This window comes from Arthrobacter sp. MPF02 (assembly GCF_046605375.1).
Taxonomy (GTDB): Bacteria; Actinomycetota; Actinomycetes; order Actinomycetales; family Micrococcaceae; genus Arthrobacter.
The window spans coordinates 2,303,654-2,328,003 of the sequence record NZ_CP176772.1 but is presented as its reverse complement, the minus strand read 5'-3'; the positions used below and the strand labels follow the sequence as shown (position 1 = coordinate 2,328,003).

General features: G+C 67.2%; 24 protein-coding genes. 19 read left to right on the top strand and 5 right to left on the bottom strand.

Translation table 11 applies throughout. The features are described from left to right. Positions 1 to 2 precede the first annotated feature (2 nt). Together ACLH0K_RS10955 and ACLH0K_RS10950 are read left to right on the top strand one after the other, a co-directional pair. Entirely contained in the window at positions 3 to 1,310 is a 1,308-nt protein-coding gene (locus tag ACLH0K_RS10955) for an alpha/beta hydrolase (RefSeq protein ID WP_411373632.1), read from the top strand. After that, positions 1,307 to 3,853: a bifunctional lysylphosphatidylglycerol flippase/synthetase MprF gene (locus tag ACLH0K_RS10950; RefSeq protein ID WP_411373631.1), complete on the top strand. Its 2,547-nt coding sequence runs from the start codon at positions 1,307 to 1,309 to the stop codon at positions 3,851 to 3,853. Before ACLH0K_RS10955 ends, ACLH0K_RS10950 begins: the two co-directional genes overlap by 4 nt. Before the next feature lie 139 nt (positions 3,854 to 3,992). Here the strand turns inward: ACLH0K_RS10950 and ACLH0K_RS10945 are convergent, their stop codons facing one another. After that, positions 3,993 to 4,196: a cold-shock protein gene (locus tag ACLH0K_RS10945; RefSeq protein ID WP_138138463.1), complete on the bottom strand. Its 204-nt coding sequence runs from the start codon at positions 4,194 to 4,196 to the stop codon at positions 3,993 to 3,995. 296 nt (positions 4,197 to 4,492) lie between these two features. Beyond that, positions 4,493 to 5,188, bottom strand: coding sequence for an endonuclease NucS (nucS, locus tag ACLH0K_RS10940; RefSeq protein WP_411373630.1), 696 nt, complete (start codon positions 5,186 to 5,188; stop codon positions 4,493 to 4,495). 105 nt (positions 5,189 to 5,293) lie between these two features. On the opposite strand from nucS, the gene ACLH0K_RS10935 reads away from it, so the two are divergent. Next, positions 5,294 to 5,641 (top strand): ATP/GTP-binding protein, encoded by a 348-nt coding sequence (locus tag ACLH0K_RS10935; protein ID WP_411373629.1) that lies wholly within the window; start codon positions 5,294 to 5,296, stop codon positions 5,639 to 5,641. Positions 5,642 to 5,685: 44 nt separating this feature from the next. After that, positions 5,686 to 6,486 (top strand): alpha/beta hydrolase, encoded by an 801-nt coding sequence (locus ACLH0K_RS10930; protein ID WP_411373628.1) that lies wholly within the window; start codon positions 5,686 to 5,688, stop codon positions 6,484 to 6,486. A 57-nt stretch (positions 6,487 to 6,543) separates the two neighbouring features. Here the strand turns inward: ACLH0K_RS10930 and ACLH0K_RS10925 are convergent, their stop codons facing one another. Further along, positions 6,544 to 7,857 (bottom strand): AI-2E family transporter, encoded by a 1,314-nt coding sequence (locus tag ACLH0K_RS10925; protein ID WP_411373627.1) that lies wholly within the window; start codon positions 7,855 to 7,857, stop codon positions 6,544 to 6,546. Positions 7,858 to 8,048: 191 nt separating this feature from the next. Here ACLH0K_RS10925 and ACLH0K_RS10920 point away from each other — a divergent pair, with 191 nt between their 5' ends. From ACLH0K_RS10920 to ACLH0K_RS10880, 9 genes are all read left to right on the top strand, one after another. Further along, positions 8,049 to 9,758 carry a hypothetical protein gene (locus ACLH0K_RS10920; protein WP_411373626.1) on the top strand — a complete coding sequence of 570 codons (1,710 nt, stop codon included), beginning with the start codon at positions 8,049 to 8,051 and terminating at the stop codon, positions 9,756 to 9,758. 52 nt (positions 9,759 to 9,810) lie between these two features. Beyond that, complete coding sequence (locus ACLH0K_RS10915; protein ID WP_411373625.1) at positions 9,811 to 10,800, top strand: co-chaperone YbbN; 990 nt, start codon at positions 9,811 to 9,813, stop codon at positions 10,798 to 10,800. After that, entirely contained in the window at positions 10,800 to 11,897 is a 1,098-nt protein-coding gene (locus ACLH0K_RS10910) for an NADH:flavin oxidoreductase/NADH oxidase (protein WP_411373624.1), read from the top strand. The genes ACLH0K_RS10915 and ACLH0K_RS10910 overlap by 1 nt, the downstream gene beginning before the upstream one ends. Beyond that, positions 11,866 to 12,198, top strand: a complete 333-nt coding sequence (locus tag ACLH0K_RS10905; RefSeq protein WP_411373623.1) for a DUF3253 domain-containing protein — start codon at positions 11,866 to 11,868, stop codon at positions 12,196 to 12,198. Before ACLH0K_RS10910 ends, ACLH0K_RS10905 begins: the two co-directional genes overlap by 32 nt. A 101-nt stretch (positions 12,199 to 12,299) precedes the next feature. Continuing rightward, positions 12,300 to 13,127: an ABC transporter ATP-binding protein gene (locus ACLH0K_RS10900; protein WP_411373622.1), complete on the top strand. Its 828-nt coding sequence runs from the start codon at positions 12,300 to 12,302 to the stop codon at positions 13,125 to 13,127. Then, on the top strand, positions 13,109 to 14,680 hold the full coding sequence (locus ACLH0K_RS10895; protein ID WP_411373621.1) for a transporter: 1,572 nt from the start codon (positions 13,109 to 13,111) through the stop codon (positions 14,678 to 14,680). The genes ACLH0K_RS10900 and ACLH0K_RS10895 overlap by 19 nt, the downstream gene beginning before the upstream one ends. Before the next feature lie 25 nt (positions 14,681 to 14,705). Next, positions 14,706 to 15,485, top strand: a complete 780-nt coding sequence (gene nagB, locus ACLH0K_RS10890; protein WP_411373620.1) for a glucosamine-6-phosphate deaminase — start codon at positions 14,706 to 14,708, stop codon at positions 15,483 to 15,485. A gap of 107 nt (positions 15,486 to 15,592) precedes the next feature. Beyond that, entirely contained in the window at positions 15,593 to 15,934 is a 342-nt protein-coding gene (locus ACLH0K_RS10885) for a DUF3039 domain-containing protein (RefSeq protein ID WP_411376467.1), read from the top strand. Continuing rightward, positions 15,934 to 17,715: a DEAD/DEAH box helicase gene (locus ACLH0K_RS10880; RefSeq protein WP_411373619.1), complete on the top strand. Its 1,782-nt coding sequence runs from the start codon at positions 15,934 to 15,936 to the stop codon at positions 17,713 to 17,715. Before ACLH0K_RS10885 ends, ACLH0K_RS10880 begins: the two co-directional genes overlap by 1 nt. Positions 17,716 to 17,780: 65 nt before the next feature. Here the strand turns inward: ACLH0K_RS10880 and ACLH0K_RS10875 are convergent, their stop codons facing one another. Further along, on the bottom strand, positions 17,781 to 18,401 hold the full coding sequence (locus tag ACLH0K_RS10875; RefSeq protein ID WP_411373618.1) for an isochorismatase family protein: 621 nt from the start codon (positions 18,399 to 18,401) through the stop codon (positions 17,781 to 17,783). Then, positions 18,401 to 19,729, bottom strand: a complete 1,329-nt coding sequence (locus ACLH0K_RS10870) for a nicotinate phosphoribosyltransferase (RefSeq protein ID WP_411373617.1) — start codon at positions 19,727 to 19,729, stop codon at positions 18,401 to 18,403. Before ACLH0K_RS10870 ends, ACLH0K_RS10875 begins: the two co-directional genes overlap by 1 nt. Before the next feature lie 214 nt (positions 19,730 to 19,943). Here ACLH0K_RS10870 and clpS point away from each other — a divergent pair, with 214 nt between their 5' ends. The 6 genes from clpS (at position 19,944) to rdgB (ending at position 24,304) form a co-directional block, all read left to right on the top strand. Further along, positions 19,944 to 20,327 (top strand): ATP-dependent Clp protease adapter ClpS, encoded by a 384-nt coding sequence (clpS, locus tag ACLH0K_RS10865; protein ID WP_138138479.1) that lies wholly within the window; start codon positions 19,944 to 19,946, stop codon positions 20,325 to 20,327. Beyond that, positions 20,320 to 20,886 (top strand): DUF2017 domain-containing protein, encoded by a 567-nt coding sequence (locus ACLH0K_RS10860; RefSeq protein WP_411373616.1) that lies wholly within the window; start codon positions 20,320 to 20,322, stop codon positions 20,884 to 20,886. The genes clpS and ACLH0K_RS10860 overlap by 8 nt, the downstream gene beginning before the upstream one ends. 105 nt (positions 20,887 to 20,991) lie before the next feature. Beyond that, positions 20,992 to 22,035 carry a glutamate racemase gene (gene murI, locus ACLH0K_RS10855; protein ID WP_411373615.1) on the top strand — a complete coding sequence of 348 codons (1,044 nt, stop codon included), beginning with the start codon at positions 20,992 to 20,994 and terminating at the stop codon, positions 22,033 to 22,035. Then, positions 22,032 to 22,829, top strand: a complete 798-nt coding sequence (locus ACLH0K_RS10850) for an MBL fold metallo-hydrolase (protein WP_411373614.1) — start codon at positions 22,032 to 22,034, stop codon at positions 22,827 to 22,829. Before murI ends, ACLH0K_RS10850 begins: the two co-directional genes overlap by 4 nt. Positions 22,830 to 22,904: 75 nt before the next feature. Then, positions 22,905 to 23,663, top strand: a complete 759-nt coding sequence (gene rph / locus ACLH0K_RS10845) for a ribonuclease PH (RefSeq protein WP_411373613.1) — start codon at positions 22,905 to 22,907, stop codon at positions 23,661 to 23,663. Then, the gene (gene rdgB, locus ACLH0K_RS10840; RefSeq protein WP_411373612.1) at positions 23,660 to 24,304 is read left to right on the top strand and encodes an RdgB/HAM1 family non-canonical purine NTP pyrophosphatase; all 645 of its coding nucleotides are present in this window, start codon (positions 23,660 to 23,662) and stop codon (positions 24,302 to 24,304) included. Before rph ends, rdgB begins: the two co-directional genes overlap by 4 nt. The last annotated feature ends 46 nt before the right edge of the window (positions 24,305 to 24,350 follow it).

Below are 24,350 nucleotides of genomic sequence, written 5' to 3'. Positions count from 1 at the left end.
GCGTGGACTGGATTTTCGATGTCCGGCTCATCGACGGCCCGCTGTACTGGACAGCACTGGTCCTGGGCCTGGCCGGCGCCGGGTTCCTCCTCTTTCCGCCCCGCAACAGCGGATGGCGCTGGTCACTGAGGGTCATTGCGGCCGCCGCGGCCGGCTTCGCGCTCGTGGCCACCGTCCACTGGGCCCTCATCAACGTCTTCTCGGTATTCCCCGACAACGTTCCGGACGCCGTCCTGGGCTGGGTGGTGCCGGGTGTCGCAGCCGTCCTCCTCGCCTTGCTTCGGCTGCCCCGCGGCAATTGGCGGCAGGGCATGCTGGCGATCGTGGCCGCCTTCCTGGTTGCGGCCCTTTCCTCCGTGCAGATCAACGCGTACTTCGGCCTGAACCGTACTGTCAGCGACCTCCTCGGCACCGCCCTCTCCAGGATTCCTCCATTGGAAGAGGAGCTGCAGCGCCAGCCGGGAAGGCCCGACGGCGTCCCGCTGGACGGGTGGGTTCCCCAGGGCGGGCTGCCGGCCGGGGGAGTCCTGCGCAGGTCAGCCATCCCGGGAACCGTCTCGGGGATGACCACGCGGGAAGCGTACATCTACCTGCCGCCGGCCTACTTTGCGGCCAACCGTCCTGCATTGCCGGTGCTCGTCCTCATTGCAGGGCAGCCCGGAGGTCCCGCGGACTGGCTTACCGGAGGGTCACTCCGGACGCACATGGATTCCTGGGCTGCCGCCCACGGCGGCGTGGCACCCGTGGTAGTGATACCGGATCCCAACGGCTCGCAGAACGCCAATACGATGTGCATGGACAGCCGGATAGCCCAGGCCGATACCTACCTCACCAAAGATGTGGTCACGTGGATCCGGTCCACCCTGACAGTGGACCCGGACCACAACCGTTGGGCCGCCGGCGGCTTCTCGTTCGGCGGGACCTGCGCGGTTCAGCTGGCTACCCGGCACCCGGAGCTGTTTCCGGCGGCACTCGGCTTTTCGGCCGAGGCAGAGCCGGCCATCGCCAAGGAGCGGCAGAAAACGATTGACGCCGCCTTCCCTGGGGACCCCGACGCCTTCAACCGGCAAACCCCGCTTGCCATCATGCAGCAGCAACGCTTTGACGGCGGCCGCCTGTACCTCACCGCCGGGCAGGATGATCCGGAATTTGTCGCCTACATGCGGACGCTCGCGTCAGCCGCGGAAAGGGCAGGATTCACCGTACGCGCCCACGAGGTGGAGAAGACCGGCCATTCCTGGGACACCTCCTCCCGGCGGATAGCCGACGCCCTGGAGTTCCTCTGGGACAAGTGGAACATCCCCGGATGAGTACGGACAGGCGGGTACGCACAGCGGCGCTGGCCTGGGACACGGTGCTGCGTCCGGCGCTGGTGCTTGTTGCCAGCGAGTTGAAGTCAGTCCCCTTCGCCCTGGCAGTCCTGGCTGTGTTCCTGGGCGCGGGCGCCGCCACGGGCAGCTTCCTGGCCGGCCCTCCGGAGCACCTGCTCGACGTGGCAGGGGTGAGCGCGCCCGGGCTCAGGCAAGGCAACTGGTGGTCGCTGTTCACGAGCCTTTTCTTCGCCACCAACCCGCTGGCCTACCTGGCGGCATCCCTGATGATCATCGTCCTGCTGGGGCTTGCGGAACGGAAACTCGGGTCACTGGCAGCTGCGGGGTTGTTCTTCGGCGGGCAGTTCGCGGCCGTCACCCTGTTCCTGCTGATTACCCAGCTGGCGGGGTACGTGGGGGACGGGTGGCTGGACCAAATGGCGGACGATATCCTCATCGGTCCGTACGGACCGGTCCTGGCCGCCGGGCTGGCGGGCAGCGCCCGCCTTCCGGTCCTCTGGCAGCGCCGGCTCCGGATTGCGGTGGTCTCAGTCTCCCTGCTGCTGGTCCTCTATGTGGGCCATGCCGAGACCGTCATTGGGCTGCTCGGTGCGCTCCTCGGGCTGCTCGCCGGATGGTGGATCCAGGGGGACCAGGGCAAGCTTCACCGGCACCGGTCCACGGGCCGCGAAACACGTAACCTGCTGGCCCTGACTGTGGCCGTCTTCGCGGTTGGGCCAATCCTCACCGGGATTGCCCGGGCTCCCACCGGACCGCTCGCGCTGCTGCGGGACGTGGTGTTGAACCCGATGCCCACGCTCGGCGAGCTTGCCTTCAACTGCGGGGCAACCGTGGAAGCCTCCTGCCTGGAAGCAGGGCGGGCAGGGTTCGCCGGCCCCGTAGGGCTCGCCCTCGCTGTGGTTCCGGTGGCCCTGCTCCTGATCTGCGCGGACGGCATGCGGCGCGGCCGGAGGTTGGCGCTGAACATCGCCATCGCCATCCAGTTGGCCGTCACGGCGCTTGCCGCCGTCTACCTGGCACTGTTCGCGCTGGTGCCGTCGCGCCAGCCCGGCCCTCAGGCGGCACCCATGGGCTCGGCCTTTGCGCACGTGCTGCCGCTCGTCGTCGTGCCGCTCTTGCTGGCGCTGGTCCTGTGGCTGAACCGGCGCCAGTTCAGGGTGCAGACGCAGCCGGCGGCCCGGCGGATGCTGGCCGGGGTGATCGGTGGAACATGGGCGATGCTGGCCAGCGCCTATGCGGCCGCGTGGCTGTGGTCCGGCGGCCTGGCCCGTGACGGCGGTCTGCTGGGTCTCTTCGCGGAGCTGGCGCGCCAGTACGTTCCGGTGCCCGTTCCGCAGCATTACCACCGCGTTTTTGCCGACCGGAACAGCCTTGAGGCCGTCCTTTTCGCCTACTCCGGTCCTGTGTTCTGGGTGGTCGCCCTTGTGGCGGTCTGGACGGTGCTGCTGCGCGGCCACCACGGCCACGACTCCGGCCGGCAGGACCGGTCCAAAGCCAGGGCGCTCCTGCACCAGGGCGGCGGCCCGCTGTCCTGGATGGCGCTGTGGGAACCAAACACCTACTGGTTCAGCCCTGACGGGCTGGGCGCCGTGGCGTACCAGCAGCATGGCAGCGTTGCCCTGACGCTAGGAGACGCCTTTGGACCGCGCCGCAACCGGCAGGCCGTTACGGAGGGCTTCCTGGAGCACTGCCGGACCCACGCCCTGGTCCCGGCGCTCTATTCCTGCGACGGCTCGATGTGGCAGGTGCTCCGTGAGCGCGGTTTCGCGAGAGTGCCGGTGGCACAGGAAACGAGGCTTGCCATCCGGGAACTTGAGTTCAAGGGCAAGGAATGGCAGAACGTCAGGACCGCGCTGAACCGGGCGGCGAAGCTGGGCGTGAAGGCAGTTTGGGGCCCGTATCACTCATTGCCGGCCGCCCTGCGGACCCGGCTGACCGAGGTCTCCGAGGAGTGGGCAGCAAACAAGTCAGTCCCTGAGATGGGCTTCACCCTCGGCGGCGTGGATGAGCTGGACGACGACGAGGTCCTGTGCTGCCTCGCCGTGGACGGGAACGGCACCGTCCACGGGATCACCAGCTGGCTGCCCGTGTACGACGACGGGCGGCTGGTCAGCAGGACACTGGACGTCATGCGCCGCGGGTCCCAAGGGTTTCCCGGCGTCATGGAATTCCTGATCGCTTCCGCGGTGCTTGAGCTTCGGGACTCCGTGGAAGTGATTTCCCTGTCCGGGTCCCCGCTGGCAAACCCCGACGGTGGCGCCGGGGAAGGTGCCGGAAGCCAGGACAGTGCCGAGAACCTGGTCCGGATCCTGGACCTGGTGGGTCATGCCCTTGAACCGGTCTACGGCTTCCGGTCCCTTGCCGCGTTCAAATCCCGGTTCAAGCCTGAATACCGCGCGCTGTACCTCTATTACCAGGATCCGCTGCATCTTCCCGCGATCGGACGCGCACTGACCCGCGCATACCTGCCCGGGCTGTCCCTGTCGCAGGGCGCCCGCCTAGTGCGGAATTTGGTGAAGTAGGACTTCCCCCGGTTACGCAAAAGGACCATTTGCCAAATACGGAAATAGTGGCGGCCGGGCAATTCGGGCAAAAAAATGATCCCCGGCGGAAATTGCCGGGGATCATTGCTGCGGGCTGCTGCAGCCCCAAGCGGTAAGACTAGACCAGCGTGACGCCGGTAGCCTGCGGGCCCTTGGCGCCTTGGCCGATCTCGAACTGAACACGCTGGTTCTCGTCGAGGGTCTTGAAACCGCTGGTCTGGATCTCGGAGTAGTGAACGAAGACATCCCCATCGGAGTCATCCGGGGTGATGAAGCCGAAACCCTTTTCAGCGTTGAACCACTTGACGGTTCCCTGTGCCATTTATTTCTCCTCATTGTGGAACTTTCTAAGATCGGCACACCTCGTACCGGCCTTGGTTACTCCGCGAGAAGAATCCTGAATTCCTGCCCACTAATAGGGGGCCGGTTGCAGGAGCTTCGCGCTCGCAACATGTCTTGCGAGCATGAAAAACACCTACACAAAGACTGAGAACAGAATTTCATGACTGTTCGCGCCGGTCAACGGTTTTGGCGTCGAAACGGACAAAATTTAGGTTAAGATCGGGTTAAATGCCTTGTCAGGGGCTTGTGGCCCCTCCCAGGGGGCCGGCGGAGGAGTCAAAAAAGGCGGGATTCGCTGTCGTCCACGCCGCGCATGGCATCGTAGTCCAGGGTGATGCAGTCGATCCCGCGGTCCATTGCCAGCACCTTTGCCTGCGGCTTGATTTGCTGGGCCGCGAAAATGCCCCGCACCGGGGCCAGCAGGGGATCGCGGTTGAGCAGTTCCAGGTAGCGCGTCAGCTGCTCCACGCCGTCGATGTCTCCCCGGCGCTTGAGTTCGATGGCAACGGTGCCGCCCTCGGCGTCGCGCGCCAGTATGTCCACAGGGCCGATGGCTGTGAAGTATTCGCGGCGGATCAGCGAGTAGCCGGCGCCCAGCGTTTCAATCTGGTCGGCGAGGAGCCGCTGCAGGTCCGCCTCTACGCCGTCCTTGATGAGCCCCGGATCGACGCCCAGGTCATGCGATGTGTCGCTGAGCTTTTCGTGGATGTTGATGATCAGCCGGTCATCCGTTTTCGCCGACTGGACGGTCCATTGCTCCATCACGCCCAGTTCAAGGTCAACGTCCTCGGGGGACGACACCCGCAAGGTGGCGGGCGGGCTCATCCAGTTAAGCGGCTTGTAGGATCCGCCGTCCGAGTGGACCAGCACGGAGCCGTCGGCCTTGACCAGCAGGAGCCTGGTGGCAAGGGGGAGATGGGCTTTGAGCCGGCCAACATAATCAACGGAGCATCGGGCTATGACAAGTCGCACGCCGTACAGACTACCGCGTGCAGCCTTCCGGCCATGTCCCGGCGACGGCTGTGCGGGAGGGCGCAGAGGTGCAGCGCGGCGGCGTGGCTGGGGCAGAATGGAGCCATGCCGCGTTCCAACCGTCCCCGCCGTCCTGCTTCCGGAAAAGGTGCAGGCGGCCGTGGTGCCGGAAGAAAGGACGGCGGAGTTCCGGAACTGGACCTTGAGCGTGCCCGTGCCGGCATCGCGCGCCGGGAGAGTGCTCCCGACGGCGAGTGGATGGTCCGCACGATGACCGCGAAGAATGCCGAAAAAACCTATATCTGCCCTGAATGCTCCACCGCCGTCCTGCCGGGGGTGGCGCACCTGGTGGTGTGGAAGGACGACCACCTCTTCGGCCCGGCCGCCGGCCTTGCTGAACGGCGGCACTGGCACACCAACTGCTGGATGTCGCGCAGTTACCGTTACCGTTGATGCGGGCGGGCGCGGGAACCCCCGCTGTCGCTAAGCTGGCAGGCATGACTTTTGATCCGGCGTCGTACGAATTCACTTCCTCCGGGGGCCCCGTCCCCATCCGCGCGTCGACCGTTTTGCCCGCCCGGCGCGAAAACGTCGAGCTGCGGACGGACGACGGGCACACGCTGGTGGGCGAACTGGCCCTGCCGGAGTCCGGGCCGGTCAATGCCACGCTGATCACCCTGCATCCGCTGCCCACGCACGGCGGCTTCATGGATTCGCATGTCTACCGCAAGGCTTCATACCGTTTGCCGGCGTTGGCCGGGGTCGCCGTGCTTCGGTTCAATACCCGGGGTACTGCCTCGCCGCGCGGCACCAGCAGCGGCGGGTTTGAGGAAGGCATAGGGGAGCGGTACGACGTCGAGGCCGCCGTCCGCTTCGCCGTCGAACGCGGCCTGCCCAACCGGTGGCTGGTGGGCTGGTCCTTCGGCACCGAGCTTGCGCTGATGTACGGGGCCGTTGGACCGGTGGCGTCGGAGGTGGAAGGCGCGGTCCTGCTGTCGCCCCCGCTGCACCGTGCAACGGACAAGCACCTGCTCCAGTGGGCCGAGTCCGGCAAGCCGCTGACGGTCCTGGTGCCCGAGCACGACGACTTCCTGCAGCCGGCCGAGGCCGCGGCGCGCTTCAGCCTGGTGCCCCAGGCGCGGGTGGTGGGCGTGGCCGGCGCCAAGCATCTCTGGGTGGGGGAGAAATACGCTTCCCGGGTCCTGAGCGAGATTGTCGACGAGGTTACTGAAGCCGGTTCCGGACCTGACGGCCTGCCGCAGGAGTGGGACGGGCCCGCCGCAACCGCTCCGGTCTAGGCGGGGCCTGTTGGATGCGGGGCGTGCCTGCTACGGCGGGCCCGCCCCGGCCTGCCGTTAGTGCTGGTCCTGGCGGACGATGTAGATTTCGCGGATCAGCAGGAGCACGGCAGCCGCCGTCGGAATGGCGATGAGCGCGCCGAGCACGCCCAGCAGGCTGCCGCCCGCGATGACGGAGATGACCGCCACCGCGCCGGGCACGGCCACGGCCTTCTGCATGATGCGCGGTGAAATGAAGTAGGCCTCGAACTGCAGGTAGGCGAAGTAGCAGACGCCGTAGATGGCGGCGGTCTGCCAGCCCTCAGTCAGCGAGACCAGCAGCACCACCACGCCGGCGATCATGCCGCCCACCAGGGGGATGAACGCGAGCAGGGCCACCACGAACGCAAGCAGCAGCGCGAACGGAATGCCCACAATGGACATCACGATGAAAGCGAAGGTGGCGTTGAGCAGCGCAACACAGGCCTGGCCGATCACGTAGTTGCCCACGGAGCGGGTGATCTCCTCAGACAGTGCCTCCACGCGGTGCCGCCGGGAGCGCGGCGCCAGCCGGTACCCCCACCTCTTCATGGCCGGCAGTGCGGCCAGGAAGTACAGGCTCAGCACCAGGACAATGAGGGTTCCGAACAGTCCGTTCGCCACAGTGGAACCGAAGCCCACCACCCCGCCGAAGATACCGCCGACCGCCGCGGGATCATTGACGAACTTGTCGAGCTCCTCGGTGATGCGGTCCCGGACCCCGAACTGGTCGTCCAGGCTTCGGAAGAATTCCGAGTTGATGAAGTCGCGGATCCACACCGGGGCCTGTTCCACGATCTCGGTCACCTGCTCCACGATGGTGGGAATCAGGGTGGCGAAGAAGCCGACGACGGCGCTCACCAGCACTGTGACCGAGACCAGGATTCCGGCAGGGCGGGGAATCTTCCTGTTCTCCAGCCACCCCACCACGGGCTCCAGCCCCAGGGCGATGAACAGCGCTGCCACGATCCACAGCAGCAGCTGGGTGGTGTTGGAACCGATCCAGTACACCAGCAGGGCAAGCCCCACGCCCACCGTCCCCATGAACCCCATGTACAGCGGATGCTGCGGGGACATCCTTGGGCCGGGACTGCCGAACTGCGGGCTCACCTCGCCGTCCCCAGCGGCACCAACCGCTTCCTGTTCCTGCACGTATTCGGGCGGCATCTCGAAACGGATCCGTGGCTGGGCGCCGGGCAGGGGCTGGCGAAGCCTGCGTGCCACAAACCCGAGAGCAACGGCTGCGGAGCCTTTGCGCCGCGCCTCGCGGGCAGGGGTATCCCGGGCGGCAGGAGTCCCCTGGCCGCCTGGATTCTCCGATGCCGCGGAGGATTCGTCCGTTGTGTCAGTCACTGGTTTCTGGGGCCTGTTCCGTCCGTGGCACGCGTCGGCGGGCCGGTGTGATGATCATCGCAAACACTATCAGCAGCCTTGTCAAGAGCTGTGGAGGAGGCTGTGCCGAACGGCCGTCGCAGGGGTCGCGGCAGCCGCTGGTCAGGGTCCGTGGTAACAAAACGGTTACTATGGAAGGCAAACCCCCGCTGATGATAGGTGTTCCCTTGCGTTTAAAGACTGCAGTCGCACTCGTGCTGCTCGGCCTCCTGACACTTCTGGCCGGCATCGGCCAGAAAACCATCTGGGCTCCATCCGAAACCTTCACGGCCGCCGCGCCGGCCGATACGGCCGAAGCTCCGCTGACGGTCATCGACCAGAACCTGCGGACCCTGCACGGCGGGACTGTGAAGATCAACATCGAGGGTGACGGTAACTTCCTGCTGGCCGCGGGCCGGCCGGACGACATTGACGCCTGGGTGGGCCAGACGGCGCACAACACCATCAGCGGGGTGTCCGAGGACGGCAAGTCCCTGCAGGTGGAACACTCCGACGGCGAGGCTGCGGCACCCAATCCGGCAGGATCCGACCTGTGGGTTTCCACCGAGAGCGCCAGCGGCGAACTTGAGTATTCCTGGGCTCCGCCTGCCGATGGCGACTGGGCCCTCCTGCTTGCCTCCGACGGAACCCAGCCGGCTCCGGCATCCGTTTCCATGACGTTCCCCAACGACACTTCCACGCCGTGGGCAATTCCGCTGATGCTCCTTGGTGGCCTGCTGATCATCGGCGGCATCGTGCTGGGGCTGCTGTCCGCCCGGAAGCCTAAAGGTGGGGGCGTTGACCGCAGCGTTGTCCGGCGTGCACGTTCCAGGGCCGCCGCCGGCACCGGCTCCGGCTCCGGCTCCGCGGGATCCTCGCGCGCAACCATGATCGCCGCCGGCCTTACCGCCGCAGTGCTTGCCGGCCCGGGAACAGCCGCGGTAGCGGCATCGCCGGCTCCGGAGTCCTCCGGAACCCCGGCCGTCGAGGGCGAGGCTGCCTCGCCGGTCCTGCTGGACGCGCAGTTCCGGCGCATCCTTGAACAGGTTGCCAGCGCCGCCGATGCCGGGGATGCCGCCAAGGATGCAGCCCAGCTCACAGGACGAGTCGGCGGAACCGAACTGGAAGTGCGGACGCAGAACTACAAGATCCGCTCGCAGGTGGGGTCCTACGAGGCCCGGATGCCGGTCCGGTCAACCAAGCTGCTCACCACCGTTGTCACCACCGAGCGTGACTGGCCCCGCCCGGTCATGGCCGTCACCCAGGGCGAAGGCAACGTGGTTCCCCAGCTGCTGACACTGGTCCAGCAGTCACCGCGCGAGAATTACAAACTGGTGGAGACCACCCCGCTCCAGCCCGGCGCCACCCTTCCCGCCGTCAGCCGCACCGGCACGGAGACGCTTGCTCCGGCAGACAAGACCGGCCTGCTCTACAGCGGCGAGGAAGCCCTTTCCGGGCTTGCTGACCGCCTCACCACAGCCGATTCGCCCTACAAGGACAAGCTGGTGGAAGGAGAGTCCTCGCCGTACATCGCGGACACGCTGTCCTACCAGGCCGAAGTGGTGAAGGCCGGTGAAAACGGCAACTTCTCCTTCACGCACAAGGTGGTCCCGGAAAGCACGGTAGTTTTCCGCACCGAGGACGGCGGCGCCCTGGTCCTGGGCCGGATCAACTTCGGCTTCGAAGGCACGCCGAAGGCCGCCGGCGACAAGCTGACCATCGGGGACGACGCCGCTGCCCTGGCCGGCGGCAAGGAAACAACCACCGGCATGGTGCTGGACTTTGCCGAGTCCGTGGCGGTGTACGTTCCGCCGGCAGGATCAACCGACCCCATGAAGCTGGTGGCGGCCACCCGCGGCCTGGTGGGTGCCAGCTTCAAGTAGACGCGTTCGCCCAGTACTTCCGGCAGCGGCCGGAGTGGCTAAAGTGGAAAGCATGACTTCGCCTGCTTCCCGCCCAGCCCCTCCAGCCGCTGCCAGCCTGCTTAACCTGCGCGGCGCCGTCGACCTGTCCACCCTGAAGCAGCGGCCGGCACCTTCCGGAACAGGGGCGCCGGCCGGCAACAGCGGGCAGGAAGGGGCACCCGCCGGGACGGGGGGACCCGAGCTCAAGGTCAACGTCAGCGAGGCAAACTTCCAGCAGCTCGTGGAGCTGTCCGCGCAGGTGCCGGTCGTCTTCGCCCTATGGGCTCCGTACTCTCCGGAGTCCGGCCGGATGCTTGAAACCCTGGAGCGCGTGATCGCCAACTACGGAGGCAGGCTGGTCCTCGGCGCTGCCGACATCGAAGCTTTCCCCCAGCTGGCCCAGGCCTTCCAGGTTCAAGCGGTCCCCACAGCCGTCGCCGTCCTCAAGGGACAGCCCGTGCCGCTCTTCCAGGGCAGTGCGGAGGAACAGCAGGTACGGGCCCTCTTCGACGAGTTGCTGAAGGTAGCTGCCGCCAACGGTGTCACCGGCAGCCTGAACGCCGGTTCCGGAACCGGCGACGAGCCGGAGCCCGCACCGCTTCCGCCCCTGCACCAGGCCGCCTTCGACGCCATCGAGGCCGGTGACTACGAGGCTGCCGCCGAGGCCTACCGGCAGGCGCTCAAGGAAATGCCCTCCGACCACGATGCCAAGGCGGGACTGGCGCAGGTGGAGCTTATGGCCAGGCTGCAGCCGCTGTCCGCACAGGACAGCGAGACCGTCCGCACCCTGGCCGCCAACGAACCGGACAACCTGGAAGCCCAGCTGGGCGTTGCCGACCTCGACATCGCGGGCGGACACGTCGAGGACGGGCTGAACCGCCTGGTGGCTTTTATCGGCAGGAACTTCGGCCCGGAACGCGAGACCGCCCGTGTGCGGCTGCTGGAGCTCTTCGACGTGGTGGGCGCCTCCGACGAACGGGTTTCCAAGGCACGTCAGGCGCTGGCGCGGGTCCTCTTCTAGTGCCTGCACTGTTCAAACCGCTGAAGCTGCGCTCGCTGGAGCTTCAGCACCGGGGCTGGCTGTCGCCGATGTGCCAGTACAGCTGCGACCCCGACGCCGCACCGGGGGTTCCGCACGACTGGCACCTGATGCACCTGGGCTCCTTCGCCGCCGGCGGCGCCGCGCTTCTGCTGGCAGAGGCGGCAGCGGTGAACGCCGAGGGCCGCATCAGCCCCCGGGACACCGGCCTCTACAACGAAGCGCAGGCGGAGGCCTGGGAGCGGATCACCTCCTTTGTGCACCGGCACGGCGCGGCGGGGGCGAAAATAGGCGCACAGCTGGCGCACGCCGGCAGGAAGGCTTCAACCTGGTGGCCGTTCTCCGGCAATCACGGAACCGTCCCCGCGGCCGACGGCGGCTGGAACACGCTAGGCCCGTCCGCGCTGGCCTTTGACGGGTTTGCCGCCCCGGACGCGATGACAACAGAACAGATCCGCGAAGTGGTGGCGGACTTTGCCGCCGCGGCAGTGCGCGCAGTACACGCAGGCTTCGACACCGTGGAGATCCACGGTGCGCACGGCTACCTCCTGCACCAGTTCCAAAGCCCGCTGACCAACCTGCGCGACGACGAATGGGGCGGGGACGAAGCCGGACGCAACCGCCTGATGCTGGCTGTGGTGGACGCCGTCCGGGCCGTGATCCCGGATTCCATGCCGCTGCTGCTGAGGATCTCCGCTACGGACTGGGCGGAGGGCGGCGTCGACCTGGACGCTTCCATCCGGCTTGCCCGGGAGGCTGCCGCGCGCGGCGTGGACCTGATCGATGTGTCCAGCGGGGGAGCAGTGGCGCACCAGCGGATTACCCCCGGGCCCGGCTACCAGACGGGATTCTCCGCTGCCATCCGGAAGGAGGCGGGCATTCCCACCGGAACGGTGGGTCTCCTGACTTCTGCAGGGCAGGCGGAGCATGCCGTGGCCACCGGCCAGGCCGACGCCGTCCTGATTGCCAGGGCTGCGCTCCGCGATCCGCACTGGTGGCTCCGGGCGGCTTTCGAGCTCGGCCATGACATCGGCTGGGTCCCGCAGTATGAGCGCGCCCTGCCCCGGCGGGCCTTCTGACCGGGTGGCCTTCATGGACGACGGCACCGGCAGCCACGGCACCGGGCGAAGCGACCCCACCGGGCAGGAGCTGGAAGCAAAGATCATGGAGCTGCTGGCTGCAAGGGCAGTCTCCGCCACGATCTGCCCGTCCGACGCCGCCCGTGCCCTGGGCGGGGAGCACTGGCGCCACCTCATGGAGCCGGTGCGGCAGGCAGCCCGCAGACTGGTCAATGCCGGCGAGGTGGAAATAACCCAGCGCGGTTCCGTGGTGGATCCGGAATCCGCCAAAGGGCCCATCCGTATCCGGAAGACGCGCTAGGCGCCCGGGGCCGCAGTGTGGGGAAGCGTGCCCGCGTACGCCCTTCTTGCTACTCCTTCGGGAGGACCCCGGAGGCGGGCGGCTGGGACTAGTCTGGCTTCATGACTGCCCCGCAACCCGATCCGGCCGGCCCGGCACTGCATGTGCCGGCACCCGGTGCACCCGCCACCGGAACCATTCCTGCCTTGTCCATCCGCGGTCTTGCCAAGCGCTTCGGCGAGAAGATCGCGGTGGACGGCATCAGCCTGGATGTCCCTCCCGGCTCCTTCTTCGGGATCGTCGGGCCCAACGGCGCGGGCAAGACCACCACGTTGTCCATGGCAACCGGACTCCTGCGCCCGGACTTCGGGACGGCCGTGGTCCACGGCGTCGACGTCTGGGCGGAACCGCTGGCTGCCAAGAAACTGATGGGCATCCTCCCCGACGGCGTTAAGCTTTTCGACCGGCTTACCGGAGAGCAGCTCATCACGTACGCCGGCCTGCTGCGCGGCATGGACAGGGGCGTGGTGGCATCCCGGGTGGGCGAGCTGCTGGAGGCCATGGACCTGGCACGGGACGCCGGGACACTGGTGGTGGACTACTCCGCGGGCATGACCAAGAAGATCGCACTTGCCACTGCCCTGATCCACGCGCCCCGGCTCCTCGTTCTGGATGAGCCCTTTGAGGCGGTGGACCCGGTATCGGCGGCGAATATCCGTTCCATCCTTGACAGCTATGTGGCGTCCGGCGGCACAGTGATCGTCTCCAGCCACGTGATGGACCTGGTCCAGCGCATGTGCGACCACGTGGCCGTGGTGGCCGGCGGCCGCCTGCTCGCTGCCGGAACCGTTGACGAGGTCCGGGCCGGCGCGTCGCTCGAGGACCGCTTTGTCCAGCTCGTGGGCGGCCGCAGCCGTACGGAAGGGCTGGAATGGTTGCGCACCTTCTAAGGCTGAAACTGACCCTGCTCCGCAACGGCCTCCGCCGCAGCCCGTGGCAGTTGGTGGGGCTTGCGATCGCGGGACTCTACGCGCTGGGGCTCGTGGGCACCCTGATAGTGGCGCTGGTCCTGCTGCGCACCGCCGACCCCGCACTTGCCCAGACTGCGGTGGTCCTGGGCGGTTCCGCCGCAGTCCTGGGTTGGGCAGTGGTTCCGGTGGTGGCGTCAGCCACGGACATGACCCTGGACCCGGCCCGCTTCACCACGTTCGCCATTCCCATGAATCAAATGCTGGCGGGGTTGGCCCTGGGTGGACTGATCGGCGTTCCGGGCCTCGCCACAACACTGGTGGCCCTGTCCACAGTGGTCACCTGGTCCCGCGGCGTGCTGCCGGTGCTGGGTGCCCTGGCTGGGGCTGTGCTGGGCGTCCTGACCTGTGTGGTGGCTGCCAAAGTAGTCACCACGGCCACCGCAAGCCTGGCATCCTCCCGCCGCTTCAAGGACATCAGTGCCGTTGCCTTCATGGTCCCGCTGGTCCTCCTTGGGCCGATCATCGCCGGTGTGGGCCAGGGGATTTCGGACTCCACGGCCTTCCTGCCGGATTTCGCCCGGGCCCTGTCCTGGACGCCGCTTGGCGCTCCGTGGGCCCTGGCCGGTGACCTTCATGCAGGGGAGCCTGGTCCTGCCGGCCTCAAGCTCCTGATGTCCTGTGCCACCATTGCCGTCCTGGCATGGTTGTGGAAGCTCCTGCTGCAACGGGCCCTCGTCACTCCGCCGTATGCCGGCAGCAGCAAGCGGAAGGGCAGCCGGCTGGGCCTGCTGGGGTTGCTTCCGGTGGTGCCGGCAGGTGCCGTCATGGCCAGGTCCCTCACCTACTGGTTCCGTGACCCGCGTTATTCGGGATCGCTTGTGGTTATCCCGCTGCTGCCCGTTGTGCTGGTTTTCCAGGGCGCCCAGACGGGCGACTACTTCAGCCTCGCCTTCCTGGCGCCGGTCTCCGCTTTCATCATCGCCTGGTCCATCTCGGCGGATGTCTCCTACGACAACACGGCTTTTGCCCTCCATCTTGCAACGGGTGTCAGCGGCGTGGCGGACCGGTTGGGCCGCGCCCTGGCCTGCCTGGCGTTCGCACTCCCCGTGGTGGTGGTGTTCGCCGTGGGCTACTCTGCGTTCACCGAAGACTGGACCGGGCTGCCGGGCCAGCTCGGCCTGAGCCTGGGAATCCTCTTCACCGGCCTGGGTCTCGCCTCCGTGGTCTCCGCCCGGTACACGGTGGCGGTGCCGCTGCCCGGCGACAGTCCCTTCAAGAAGCCGCCGGGCAATGTGGGACAGACCCTCGCGGTGCAGTTCGGCGGGATGCTGGTCCTGCTGGTGCTGGTCCTGCCCGAGGCCGCATTGGTCATCGCCCAGCTGGTGACGGGGGACAGCCTCTTTGGTTGGATCAACCTCGCGGCGGGACCGGTGCTGGGGCTTGTGCTGTTTGTGGCCGGCGTTAGGCTGGGCGGGAAATGGCTTGATGCACGCGGTCCGGAACTGCTGGCCCAGGTGGCCGTCAACCGCTGACCGGCGTACGGCAGGAAGGAACAGCATGGAAGTGGTTATCCTCGGCGGCAGCAGGCAGATCGGAAAGCTGGCAGCGGACGCCGTCGAGGACCTGCTCCGGCGGAAACCGGACGCGGTGCTGGGCCTTGCCACGGGATCCTCACCGTTGCCTGTCTACAACGAACTGGCGGACCGCCACACCGGCGGCCTGGACTTCAGCAGGGCTTCCGCTTTCACCCTCGACGAGTACGTGGGCCTGCCCGCGGGGCACCCGGAGTCCTACCGTGAAGTCATCAGGCGGGAATTTACGGACAGGGTGAACATCGCACCCGGCAATGTCCATGGTCCCGACGGCGCCGCCCGGGATATCCCCGCGGCGTGCCAAACCTACGAGGACGCCATTGCAGCGGCCGGCGGAATCGACCTGCAACTCCTGGGGGTGGGCACCGCCGGGCACATCGCCTTCAATGAACCCGGGTCCTCCTTCGCCTCGCGCACCCGCATCAAAAGCCTGATCGAACAGACCCGGCGGGACAATGCCCGCTTCTTCAGCAGCCTGGTCGAGGTCCCGCACCACGTCATCACCCAGGGACTGGGCACCATCATGGAAGCCCGGCATGTGATCCTGCTCGCGACCGGGGCGCAGAAGGCGCAGGCGGTACGCGAGTTCGTGGAAGGCCCCGTCGCGGCGATCTGCCCAGCGTCCATCCTGCAGTTCCACCCGCACGCCACGGTCCTGCTGGACGAGGCGGCGGCGTCTGCCCTGAAGCTCGCGGATTTCTACCGCCACACCTACGACAACAAACCCGCATGGCAGGGCATCTAGCGCCGGCAACAGCGGAAGCGCTGCCGAAAAAATGCCAGCCGGCGGGCGGCGACGGGCAGCGGCACGCACGCGCCGCCGTCGGACGTCCCGCCGGCGGAACGGCTAAGATGGTGGGCATGACTAGCATGACGGACCCTCTCGAAAACGACCCGATGCGCGAGCTTTCCGGGGCTGGAACGTCCACAGCCACCATTGAGCGCGAAGAACTGCGCGAGGAGCTGGAACCGGGCGACCGGGAGCGCTTTGCACACTACGTGCGCAAGGAAAAGATCATGGAGTCTGCGATGACCGGCGAGCCCGTCATTGCGCTGTGCGGCAAGGTCTGGACGCCCGGCCGGGACCCGAAGAAGTTCCCCGTGTGCCCCACCTGCAAGGAAGTCTATGAGGGCCTCCGTCCGGGTGGCGACGGCGGCAAGGGCTCCGGAGGAAACCCGGGCAACAACAAGTAGTGACGGAGACGCTTTTTGGCGGCCCCACCCTGCCTCCGGCCTACCCGGAACGTGCAGCCTGGGGAACCGCCCCGAAACTCCGTGCCTGGCAGCAGGAAGCCCTTGACCTTTACATGCGCAACAGCCCGCGGGACTTCCTCGCGGTAGCAACCCCGGGTGCCGGCAAGACGACATTCGCGCTCCGGATCGCCTCCACCCTCATAGATTCGGGTGCCGTCAACCGGGTGACCATTGTGGCGCCCACGGACCACCTGAAACGGCAGTGGGCGGACGCGGCGGCCCGGGTTGGCATCGCCATCAACCCCAACTTCAAGAACTCTGACGGCCAGCACGGCCGCGGGTTCATCGGCGTGGCTGTCACCTACGCACAGGTGGCCAGCAAGCCGCTGCTGCACCGGGCCAAAACGGAGGCTGCCCGCACGCTGGTGATCCTCGACGAGATCCACCACGGCGGGGAGGCGCTGTCCTGGGGTGATGGCCTGCGGGAGGCGTTTGACCCTGCAGTCCGGCGGCTGGCCCTGACCGGGACGCCTTTCCGTTCCGATACCTCGCCCATCCCGTTCGTGGAGTACGTGGAGGACCGGGACGGCATCCGGCGCTCAAAAGCCGATTACACCTACGGCTACGGGAACGCCCTGCGGGACCACGTGGTCCGGCCGGTGATGTTCATGGCCTATTCGGGACAGATGCGCTGGCGGACCAGCGCGGGGGAGGAGATGGCGGCGTCCCTGGGCGAGGCCGCGGTCACCAAGGACATCACGTCGCACGCCTGGCGGACCGCGCTCAATCCCGCCGGCGAGTGGATACCCGCTGTCCTGGCCGGGGCGGACAAGCGGCTCAGCGAAGTGCGCCGCACGGTGCCCGACGCCGGTGGCCTGGTCATCGCCACCGATCATGAGGACGCCCGGGCATACGCCGGGCAGCTCAAGAAGATCACCGGCCAATCACCCACCGTCATCCTCTCCGATGACGCCAAAGCCTCGAGCAAGATCGAGGAGTTTTCGGCCGGGGACTCGCGCTGGATGGTTGCCGTTCGCATGGTGTCCGAAGGCGTTGACGTTCCGCGGCTTTCGGTCGGCGTGTATGCCACGTCCACGTCCACCCCGCTGTTCTTCGCCCAGGCCGTGGGCCGTTTTGTGCGTGCCCGCAAGAGGGGTGAGACCGCATCGGTCTTCCTGCCCTCCGTGCCGCAGCTGATGGCGCTCGCCAACTCCATGGAGGCCGAACGCGACCACGCCCTGGACCGGCCGGAGAAGGAAGACGGCGACGGACTCTTCAACCCAGAGGACTCGCTGATGGCGGAGGCCAACCGCGAGGACAAGGCCTCCGACAGCCTTACCAAGGGCAAGTTCGAGGCGCTCGATTCGCAGGCTTCGTTTGACCGCGTGCTGTTTGACGGCGGCGAGTTCGGCACCGGCGGCGAGGTGGGATCCGACGACGAGATGGACTTCCTGGGCATCCCCGGGCTGCTGGATGCGGAGCAGGTGGGCACCCTGCTGCGCCAGCGCCAGCACGAGCAGCTGAGCCGGAAGAACCGCAAGGCCCCGGCTGCCGCCGGGAGTTCCGCCCCGGCCGTTCCGGATCACCGGATGCTGATGGACCTGCGGAACGAGCTGGCCAAGAACGTTGCTGCCTGGGCCGCGCGGACCGGGACTCCCCACGGCGTGGTGCACACCAAGCTGCGGTCGGTGTGCGGCGGCCCCGCCGTGGCGCAGGCAAACGAGGAACAGCTGCAGGCGCGGCTGCGGAAGCTGCAGGACTGGTTCATCGGCCGCACCTAGCGGCTGATCTAACGCGGATGGCCGGGCCCCGGTGATCCAGGCCCGGCCACTGCGCGGAATACTGCCTAGGCTACGTCAACTCCGCCGAGTTCCATTTCGGCTACTGCCTCTTCCAGGTCTTCGGCAATGCCGGCCGTCAGGGACCTGATCACCGTGACCGAGTAGCCTGCCTGCACCGCATCCAGGGATGTGGCCATCACGCAGTAGTCCGTGGCGATTCCCACCACCACAACATCCTCGACGTCGTGGCTCTGCAGCCAGTCATCCAGGCCAATGGCGTCCTCGTCCGGCGCGAAGCGGCCGGCGTCGCCGGGCTGCCGCTCGCCGGTGGGAACGGCGTCCTCCGGAGCCAGGAGCCCTTCAAAGCCGGAGTAGGCGGCGGCGTACTGCCCCTTCTGGAAGTACGCCTGGATGTACTCGGTATCCAGGTCCGGATGCAGTTCGGCGCCGCGGCTGCCGGCCACGCAGTGCGGCGGCCAGCTGTCCTTGAAATCCGGGGTGTCCGAGAAGTGGTCGCCCGGATCAATATGCCAGTCCTGCGTGGCCACGACGTGGTCGAATTCGTTGTGGTGGGCATCCACGTAATCGCTGATGGCGCCGGCAACGTGCGCGCCGCCTTTTACGGCAAGGGAACCGCCCTCGCAAAAATCGTTCTGGACATCGACGATGATCAGGGCACGCGACATCAGTACTCCTCGTAGATGGTGGGAATGGCGGCCTCACCGCGCTGGAGGCGATTGACCACCGGCGGCAGTTCGGCCATCGAGTCCGCGTGGCGCTGGCGGGCCCGGAGCACGCCTTCGTGCCCCGTCCACCCCGGCATCAGCTCACCGTTCTTCATGAACTGGTGCAGTAGCGGCCGGTCGTTGCCGTCGTCCTCCGGCCGGTGCCCCACGCCAACAACTTCCGCTGTGGCAATGCCGTGCCCGTCCAGTTTCCGCAGCGCGTATTTGCGTCCGCCCACACTGGCCTTGTTCTTGGCGGCCTTGGCCACGGACACGAAGTTCCCGTCATCGTCCGTACGGCTCACCAGCTTGTAGACCATGCTCGCCGTGGGCGCACCGGAACCCGTCACCAGTGAGGTGCCCACGCCGTAGGAGTCCACGGGCGCGGACTGCAGGGCGGCAATGGCGTACTCGTCCAGGTCCGAGGTGACCACGATCTTGGTGTTTTCGTTGCCCAGGTCATCCAGGAGCCTGCGCACCCACTGGGCCTGGTCCACGAGGTCGCCCGAATCCAGCCGGACGGCGCCCAGCCGGGGACCCGCCAGGTCCACGGCCGTCCGCACGGCCGCTTCGACGTCGTACGTATCCACCAGGAGGGACGTGCCCTCGCCGAGCGCAGCGATCTGCGCCTCGAAGGCATCCTGCTCGGTGTCGTGCAACAGCGTGAAGGAGTGGGCAGCGGTGCCGACGGTCTTGATGCCGTAGCGGATCCCCGCTTCGAGGTTGGAGGTGCTGTCAAACCCGGCGATGACGGCGGCGCGGGCTGCGGACGCGGCGGCTTCTTCATGGGTGCGGCGGGAGCCCATTTCAATGCAGGGCCGGCCGTGCGCGGCGCTGACCATCCGGGATGCTGCGGAGGCGATGGCGCTGTCGTGGTTCAACACTGACAGCAGGTACGTCTCCAGCATGCAGGCCTCTGCGAACGTGCCCTCGACAATCAGGATAGGGGAGTTGGGGAAGTAGGCCTCGCCCTCGGCGTATCCCCAGATGTCACCGGAGAAGCGGTAGTTGGCAAGGTATTCCAGCGTCTGGTCGTTGACCACGCGGGTCCGTTGCAGGAAGTCCAGTTCCGCGTCGCCGAACCGGAAGTTTGCTATGCCTTCCAGGAGCCGGCCTGTCCCGGCAACAATCCCGTACCGCCGGCCGTCGGGGAGCCGCCTCGCGAACGCCTCGAAGACCGACTTGCGGTGTGCCGCGCCCGAATGGAGTGACGCCTGCAGCATGGTCAGCTCGTAGTGGTCTGTGTAGAAGGACGTGCGGGGATGCTCCCAGCCGGCAGTGGTACTCACGAAAGTCACTCTAGTCCCCACCGGCTCCCACGTCTTGCTTCGCTTCGCCGCGGGACCCTCGCCGGTGTGGGCCCATCCACCGGCTCCCACGTCTTGCTTCGCTTCGCCGCGGGACCCTCGCCGGTGTGGGCCCATCCACCGGCTCCCACGTCTTGCTTCGCTTCGCCGCGGGACCCTCGCCGGTGTGGGCCCATCCTCCCCATAGAATGGACAGATGACCTTAAGCGTTGCGCTCGGCCCTGATACACAGGAGGGCACCCGGACCGGAACGGAGGAGGCCACCGACTCCCTCACCGCTCCGGACATCCCCTGGAACCTGGTGATCTGGAACGATCCCGTCAACCTGATGAGCTACGTCAGCTACGTGTTCCAAAGCTATTTCGGCTACTCCGAGAGCAAGGCGAACAAGCTCATGATGGAGGTCCACAAGAAGGGCCGTTCCATCGTTGCCCACGGCAGCAAGGAGCAGGTGGAACGCCATGCGGTTGCGATGCACGGCTTTGGCCTCTGGGCCACGGTGGAAAAAGCAAGCGGCGGTCCCGGCGGCAATTCAGGAAAGTCAGGCGGACCGGGCCAGGGCAAGGGGAAACGTGGCTAAGGCGTTCAAATACGGATTCAAAGGCATTACCGGGTACCTGGAACCTGCCGAGCGGGAACTCCTGCGCAGCCTGATCGACGACGTCATCTCCATGCTCCAGCCCGAGGAGCGCAGCGGCCAGGACCCCCTGGCCGCGCTCATCGGCCTGGACATGGACGTCGCCGAGCCTACGGACCGTGCGGTCCGGCGGCTGCTGCCCAACGTTGTCAAGGACGACGGCGCCGCGTCACTTGAGTTCCGCCAGCTCACCGAGCGCTCGCTGCGGGAAACGAAGATCGGCGCGCTGCGCGCGGCCGCGCTCGACCTGGACAAGGACGAGATTGTGCTGACGCCGGAAGGGGCGAAGCACTGGTCCATGGCGCTGAACGACGTCCGCCTGGTCCTCGCCGAGCGGCTGGACATCCGGGACGAGGAGGACGCCGAGCACGTCCACCTCATGCAGGACTGGTCCCAGGCGGAGGACGTGGAGAGCTACCTTGCTTTGGTCTACAACTTCGCCACATGGCTGCAGGAGTCCTTGGTGCAGGCCATGCTGCAGTCACTGGAAACGCGCCGTTGAGCTCTGTGCGCCGCCCTACCTGCGGTTCCTGTGACAAATTAGACATGAGTCACAGGCCACAAGATGATGGCTGACGCATCGGCGACCACCTATCCTCGAATAATCATGACAACAGCCTCGAGCATGGATCCGGCAGCCGCAGCTGAACAGGTATCCGAACCGGACGACCTTCAGGCCGCCGCCCTGGAAGCACGCCCCATCGGCGTTTTCGATTCCGGCGTGGGGGGCCTCACCGTGGCCCGCTCCATCATCGACCAGCTTCCCAATGAAGCCATCCTCTATGTGGGGGACACCGCCCATGGCCCGTACGGGCCGCTGCCCATCGCGGAAGTCCGCGCCAACGCCCTGGGCGTTATGGACGAACTGGTGGACTCCGGCGTCAAGCTGCTGACCATCGCCTGCAACTCGGCTTCGGCCGCCGTGCTGCGGGACGCCCGCGAACGGTACACCGCCAAGTACGGCATTCCGGTCATCGAAGTGATCCAGCCTGCCGTCCGCCGGGCCGTGGCCGCCACCCGCACCGGGCGGGTTGGTGTCATCGGCACCTCCGCCACCATCGGATCCCGCGCCTACGAGGACACGTTCGCCGCGGCGCCCGACCTGTCCATCACGTCGGTTGCCTGCCCTGAGTTCGTCAGCTACGTGGAAGCGGGCATCACGACCGGTCCCGCCCTGCTGGCCGTCGCCGAGGAATACCTGGCTCCGCTGAAGGCCGCCCAGGTGGACACTGTGGTGCTCGGCTGCACTCACTATCCCCTGCTCACAGGCGTGATCTCCTACGTGATGGGAGCCGACGTCACGCTCGTTTCCAGCGCCGAGGAAACGGCCAAGGACGTGTACCGCGCCCTGGCCATGCACCAGTTGCAGCGCACTGCCGCCACCCCGCCGGAACACCACTTCGTGGCAACGGGCGACGCCGCCCAGTTCGAGGCGCTTGCCAGGAGGTTCCTGGGCCCGGAGGTCCTGTCCGTCCGGCACGTGGACCATGTGGCCGCGCAGTACCCCACGGGCAGCCTGGCGCGCATCACCCCGGAGATGATCGCCGCCGCGCAAAGCGCCCGCAGCCGTCCCCGGATCTCCAACTTCGTGGGTAGCGCGCTTCCGGACAGCGGCCTCGCCGCCGGACGGGCGGGAGGTTCCGCCCTGTGAAGCTGACCATCGTAGGCTGCACCGGCTCGTTCCCCGGCCCCGGATCGCCCGCGTCGTGCTACCTCCTGACCGCGAACGACGGGAAGCGGACCTGGAAAGTCGTGATGGACCTGGGCAGCGGTGCGCTGGGCGCCATCCAGCGGTACACGGACCTTGAGGACATCGACGCGATATTCCTCACGCACCTGCACCCGGACCACTGCATGGACCTGTGCGGCCTGCACGTCGCCATCCGCTGGAAGCCGGGCGGCTGGGGCCGCGGCCGGATCCCTGTTTGGGGGCCTGCCGCCACTGCAGACCGGATGGCCACTGCCTACGGCCTGGAACTCGACCCCGGCATGCATGAGGAATTTGACTTCACCAACTGGGCCGAGCGGGAACCCGTAACGGTGGGTCCCTTCACCGTCACGCCCTTCGCCGTGAACCATCCCATCGAGGAGGCCTACGCCCTCCGCGTGGAAGTGGTGGAACCGGACAAGGATGGGAACCGGCTTTCGCGCACCCTGACCTACTCCGGCGATACCGATTCCTGCCCCGGCCTGGAAGAGGCTGCCAAGGACGCCGACCTGTTCCTGTGCGAGGCGGCGTTCGAGGAAGGCCGGGACAACGACATCAAGGATGTGCACCTGACCGGCAAACGCGCCGGGGAGGCGGCGGCGGCGGCAGGTGCCCGGCGGCTGCTCCTCACCCACATCCCAGTCTGGACGTCCCAGACGACGGTCATGGCGGAAGCGCGCCCGGCCTTCGGCGGGGACGTGGCGGTGGCGGTCGCCGGAGTGCATTACACCATCTGAGGCTGCCCGCCCCGGCCTGGCCGGAGACCGGGGCCGGCAGCCGCCGGCCGCGTCCGCAGTGGATAAGCTAAAGGCATGACTTCTGAAGCAACTGCAGTGCCAATCGTGCGCGCCGACGGCCGTGCCCCGGACCAGCTCCGGCCCATCAGCATCACCCGGGGATGGTCCAACCAGGCCGAGGGTTCGGCACTGATCGAGTTCGGCAACACCAGGGTCCTCTGCACCGCCTCGCTGACCGAGGGCGTTCCCCGGTGGCTGAAGGGCGAGGGGCGCGGCTGGGTTACCGCCGAATACGCCATGCTGCCCCGGGCCACGAATACCCGTTCGGACCGGGAATCCGTCAAAGGCAAGATCGGCGGCCGCACCCATGAAATCTCCCGCCTGATCGGCCGGTCCCTGCGCTCAATCATCGACACCAAGGCGCTGGGCGAGAACACCATCGTGCTGGACTGCGACGTCCTGCAGGCGGACGGCGGGACCCGCACCGCTGCCATCACCGGCGCCTACGTGGCCCTTGCCGATTCCATCCGCTTTGCCCGGGACAACAAGCTCATTGCAAGGAACGCGCAGCCGCTGATAGACACCATCGCGGCAGTGTCGGTGGGAATCATCGACGGAGTTCCCATGCTGGACCTGCCCTATGTGGAGGACGTGCGGGCGGAAACGGACATGAACGTGGTGGTCACCGGCTCCGGGAAGTTCGTCGAAGTGCAGGGCACCGCCGAGGGCGCACCGTTCGACCGTGCCGAACTGGACGCGCTCCTTGACCTTGCCCTGCTGGGCACCACCCAGCTTGCGGCCATCCAGCGCGAGACCCTGGCGGACACCCTGTGAGCACGGACGGGCCCCGCCTTGTCCTCGCCACGCACAACAAGGGAAAACTCCGTGAGCTCCGCGAGCTCCTGCGTGGACAGGTGCCCGGGCTCGACGTCGACACGCAGGTGGTGGACGCAGCAGCGGCAGGTGCCCCCGACGTCGTCGAAACCGGCGTGACGTTCGCCGAGAACTCCCTGCTGAAGGCGCGCGCCGTTGCCGAGGCCACAGGACTGGTGGCGATCGCGGACGACTCGGGACTCGCCGTCGACGTGATGGGCGGGGCTCCCGGCATCTTTTCCGCCCGCTGGTCCGGCCGCCACGGTGATGACCAGGCCAACCTCGCGCTCCTGTTGAACCAGCTCTCGGACGTCCCGGACCACCACCGCGGAGCGGCGTTCGTCTGCGCGGCGGCGCTGGCTGTCCCCGCAGCTGACGGCAGTACGGGACGCGAAGTGGTGGAATACGGTCAACTGGAGGGCACCCTGTTGCGGGAACCGCGCGGCACAGGCGGCTTCGGCTACGATCCGGTGCTGCAGCCGGCGGGGGAAGAGCGCAGCTGCGCAGAGCTGTCGTCCGAGGAGAAGAACGCCATCAGCCACCGGGGCAAGGCGTTCCGTGCACTCCTGCCATCCATCGTGGAGGCCCTGCAGGATTCCTGAAGCGTTAAGGGCAAAAGGTGCGCTCCCGCCGCAGCGGGAGCGCACC

Excerpts from the sequence above, each read along its gene's own strand:
- ACLH0K_RS10935 (WP_411373629.1), top strand. The coding sequence starts at position 5,294 with ATGCCGCGTTCCAACCGTCCCCGCCGTCCTGCTTCCGGAAAAGGTGCA.
- ACLH0K_RS10950 (WP_411373631.1), top strand. The coding sequence starts at position 1,307 with ATGAGTACGGACAGGCGGGTACGCACAGCGGCGCTGGCCTGGGACACG.
- ACLH0K_RS10905 (WP_411373623.1), top strand. The coding sequence starts at position 11,866 with ATGAGCGCGCCCTGCCCCGGCGGGCCTTCTGACCGGGTGGCCTTCATG.
- murI (WP_411373615.1), top strand. The coding sequence starts at position 20,992 with ATGACAACAGCCTCGAGCATGGATCCGGCAGCCGCAGCTGAACAGGTA.
- ACLH0K_RS10875 (WP_411373618.1), bottom strand. The coding sequence starts at position 18,401 with ATGTCGCGTGCCCTGATCATCGTCGATGTCCAGAACGATTTTTGCGAG.
- ACLH0K_RS10930 (WP_411373628.1), top strand. The coding sequence starts at position 5,686 with ATGACTTTTGATCCGGCGTCGTACGAATTCACTTCCTCCGGGGGCCCC.
- ACLH0K_RS10895 (WP_411373621.1), top strand. The coding sequence starts at position 13,109 with ATGGTTGCGCACCTTCTAAGGCTGAAACTGACCCTGCTCCGCAACGGC.
- nagB (WP_411373620.1), top strand. The coding sequence starts at position 14,706 with ATGGAAGTGGTTATCCTCGGCGGCAGCAGGCAGATCGGAAAGCTGGCA.
- ACLH0K_RS10920 (WP_411373626.1), top strand. The coding sequence starts at position 8,049 with ATGATAGGTGTTCCCTTGCGTTTAAAGACTGCAGTCGCACTCGTGCTG.
- ACLH0K_RS10885 (WP_411376467.1), top strand. The coding sequence starts at position 15,593 with ATGGTGGGCATGACTAGCATGACGGACCCTCTCGAAAACGACCCGATG.
- ACLH0K_RS10945 (WP_138138463.1), bottom strand. The coding sequence starts at position 4,196 with ATGGCACAGGGAACCGTCAAGTGGTTCAACGCTGAAAAGGGTTTCGGC.
- clpS (WP_138138479.1), top strand. The coding sequence starts at position 19,944 with ATGACCTTAAGCGTTGCGCTCGGCCCTGATACACAGGAGGGCACCCGG.
- ACLH0K_RS10915 (WP_411373625.1), top strand. The coding sequence starts at position 9,811 with ATGACTTCGCCTGCTTCCCGCCCAGCCCCTCCAGCCGCTGCCAGCCTG.
- rph (WP_411373613.1), top strand. The coding sequence starts at position 22,905 with ATGACTTCTGAAGCAACTGCAGTGCCAATCGTGCGCGCCGACGGCCGT.
- ACLH0K_RS10900 (WP_411373622.1), top strand. The coding sequence starts at position 12,300 with ATGACTGCCCCGCAACCCGATCCGGCCGGCCCGGCACTGCATGTGCCG.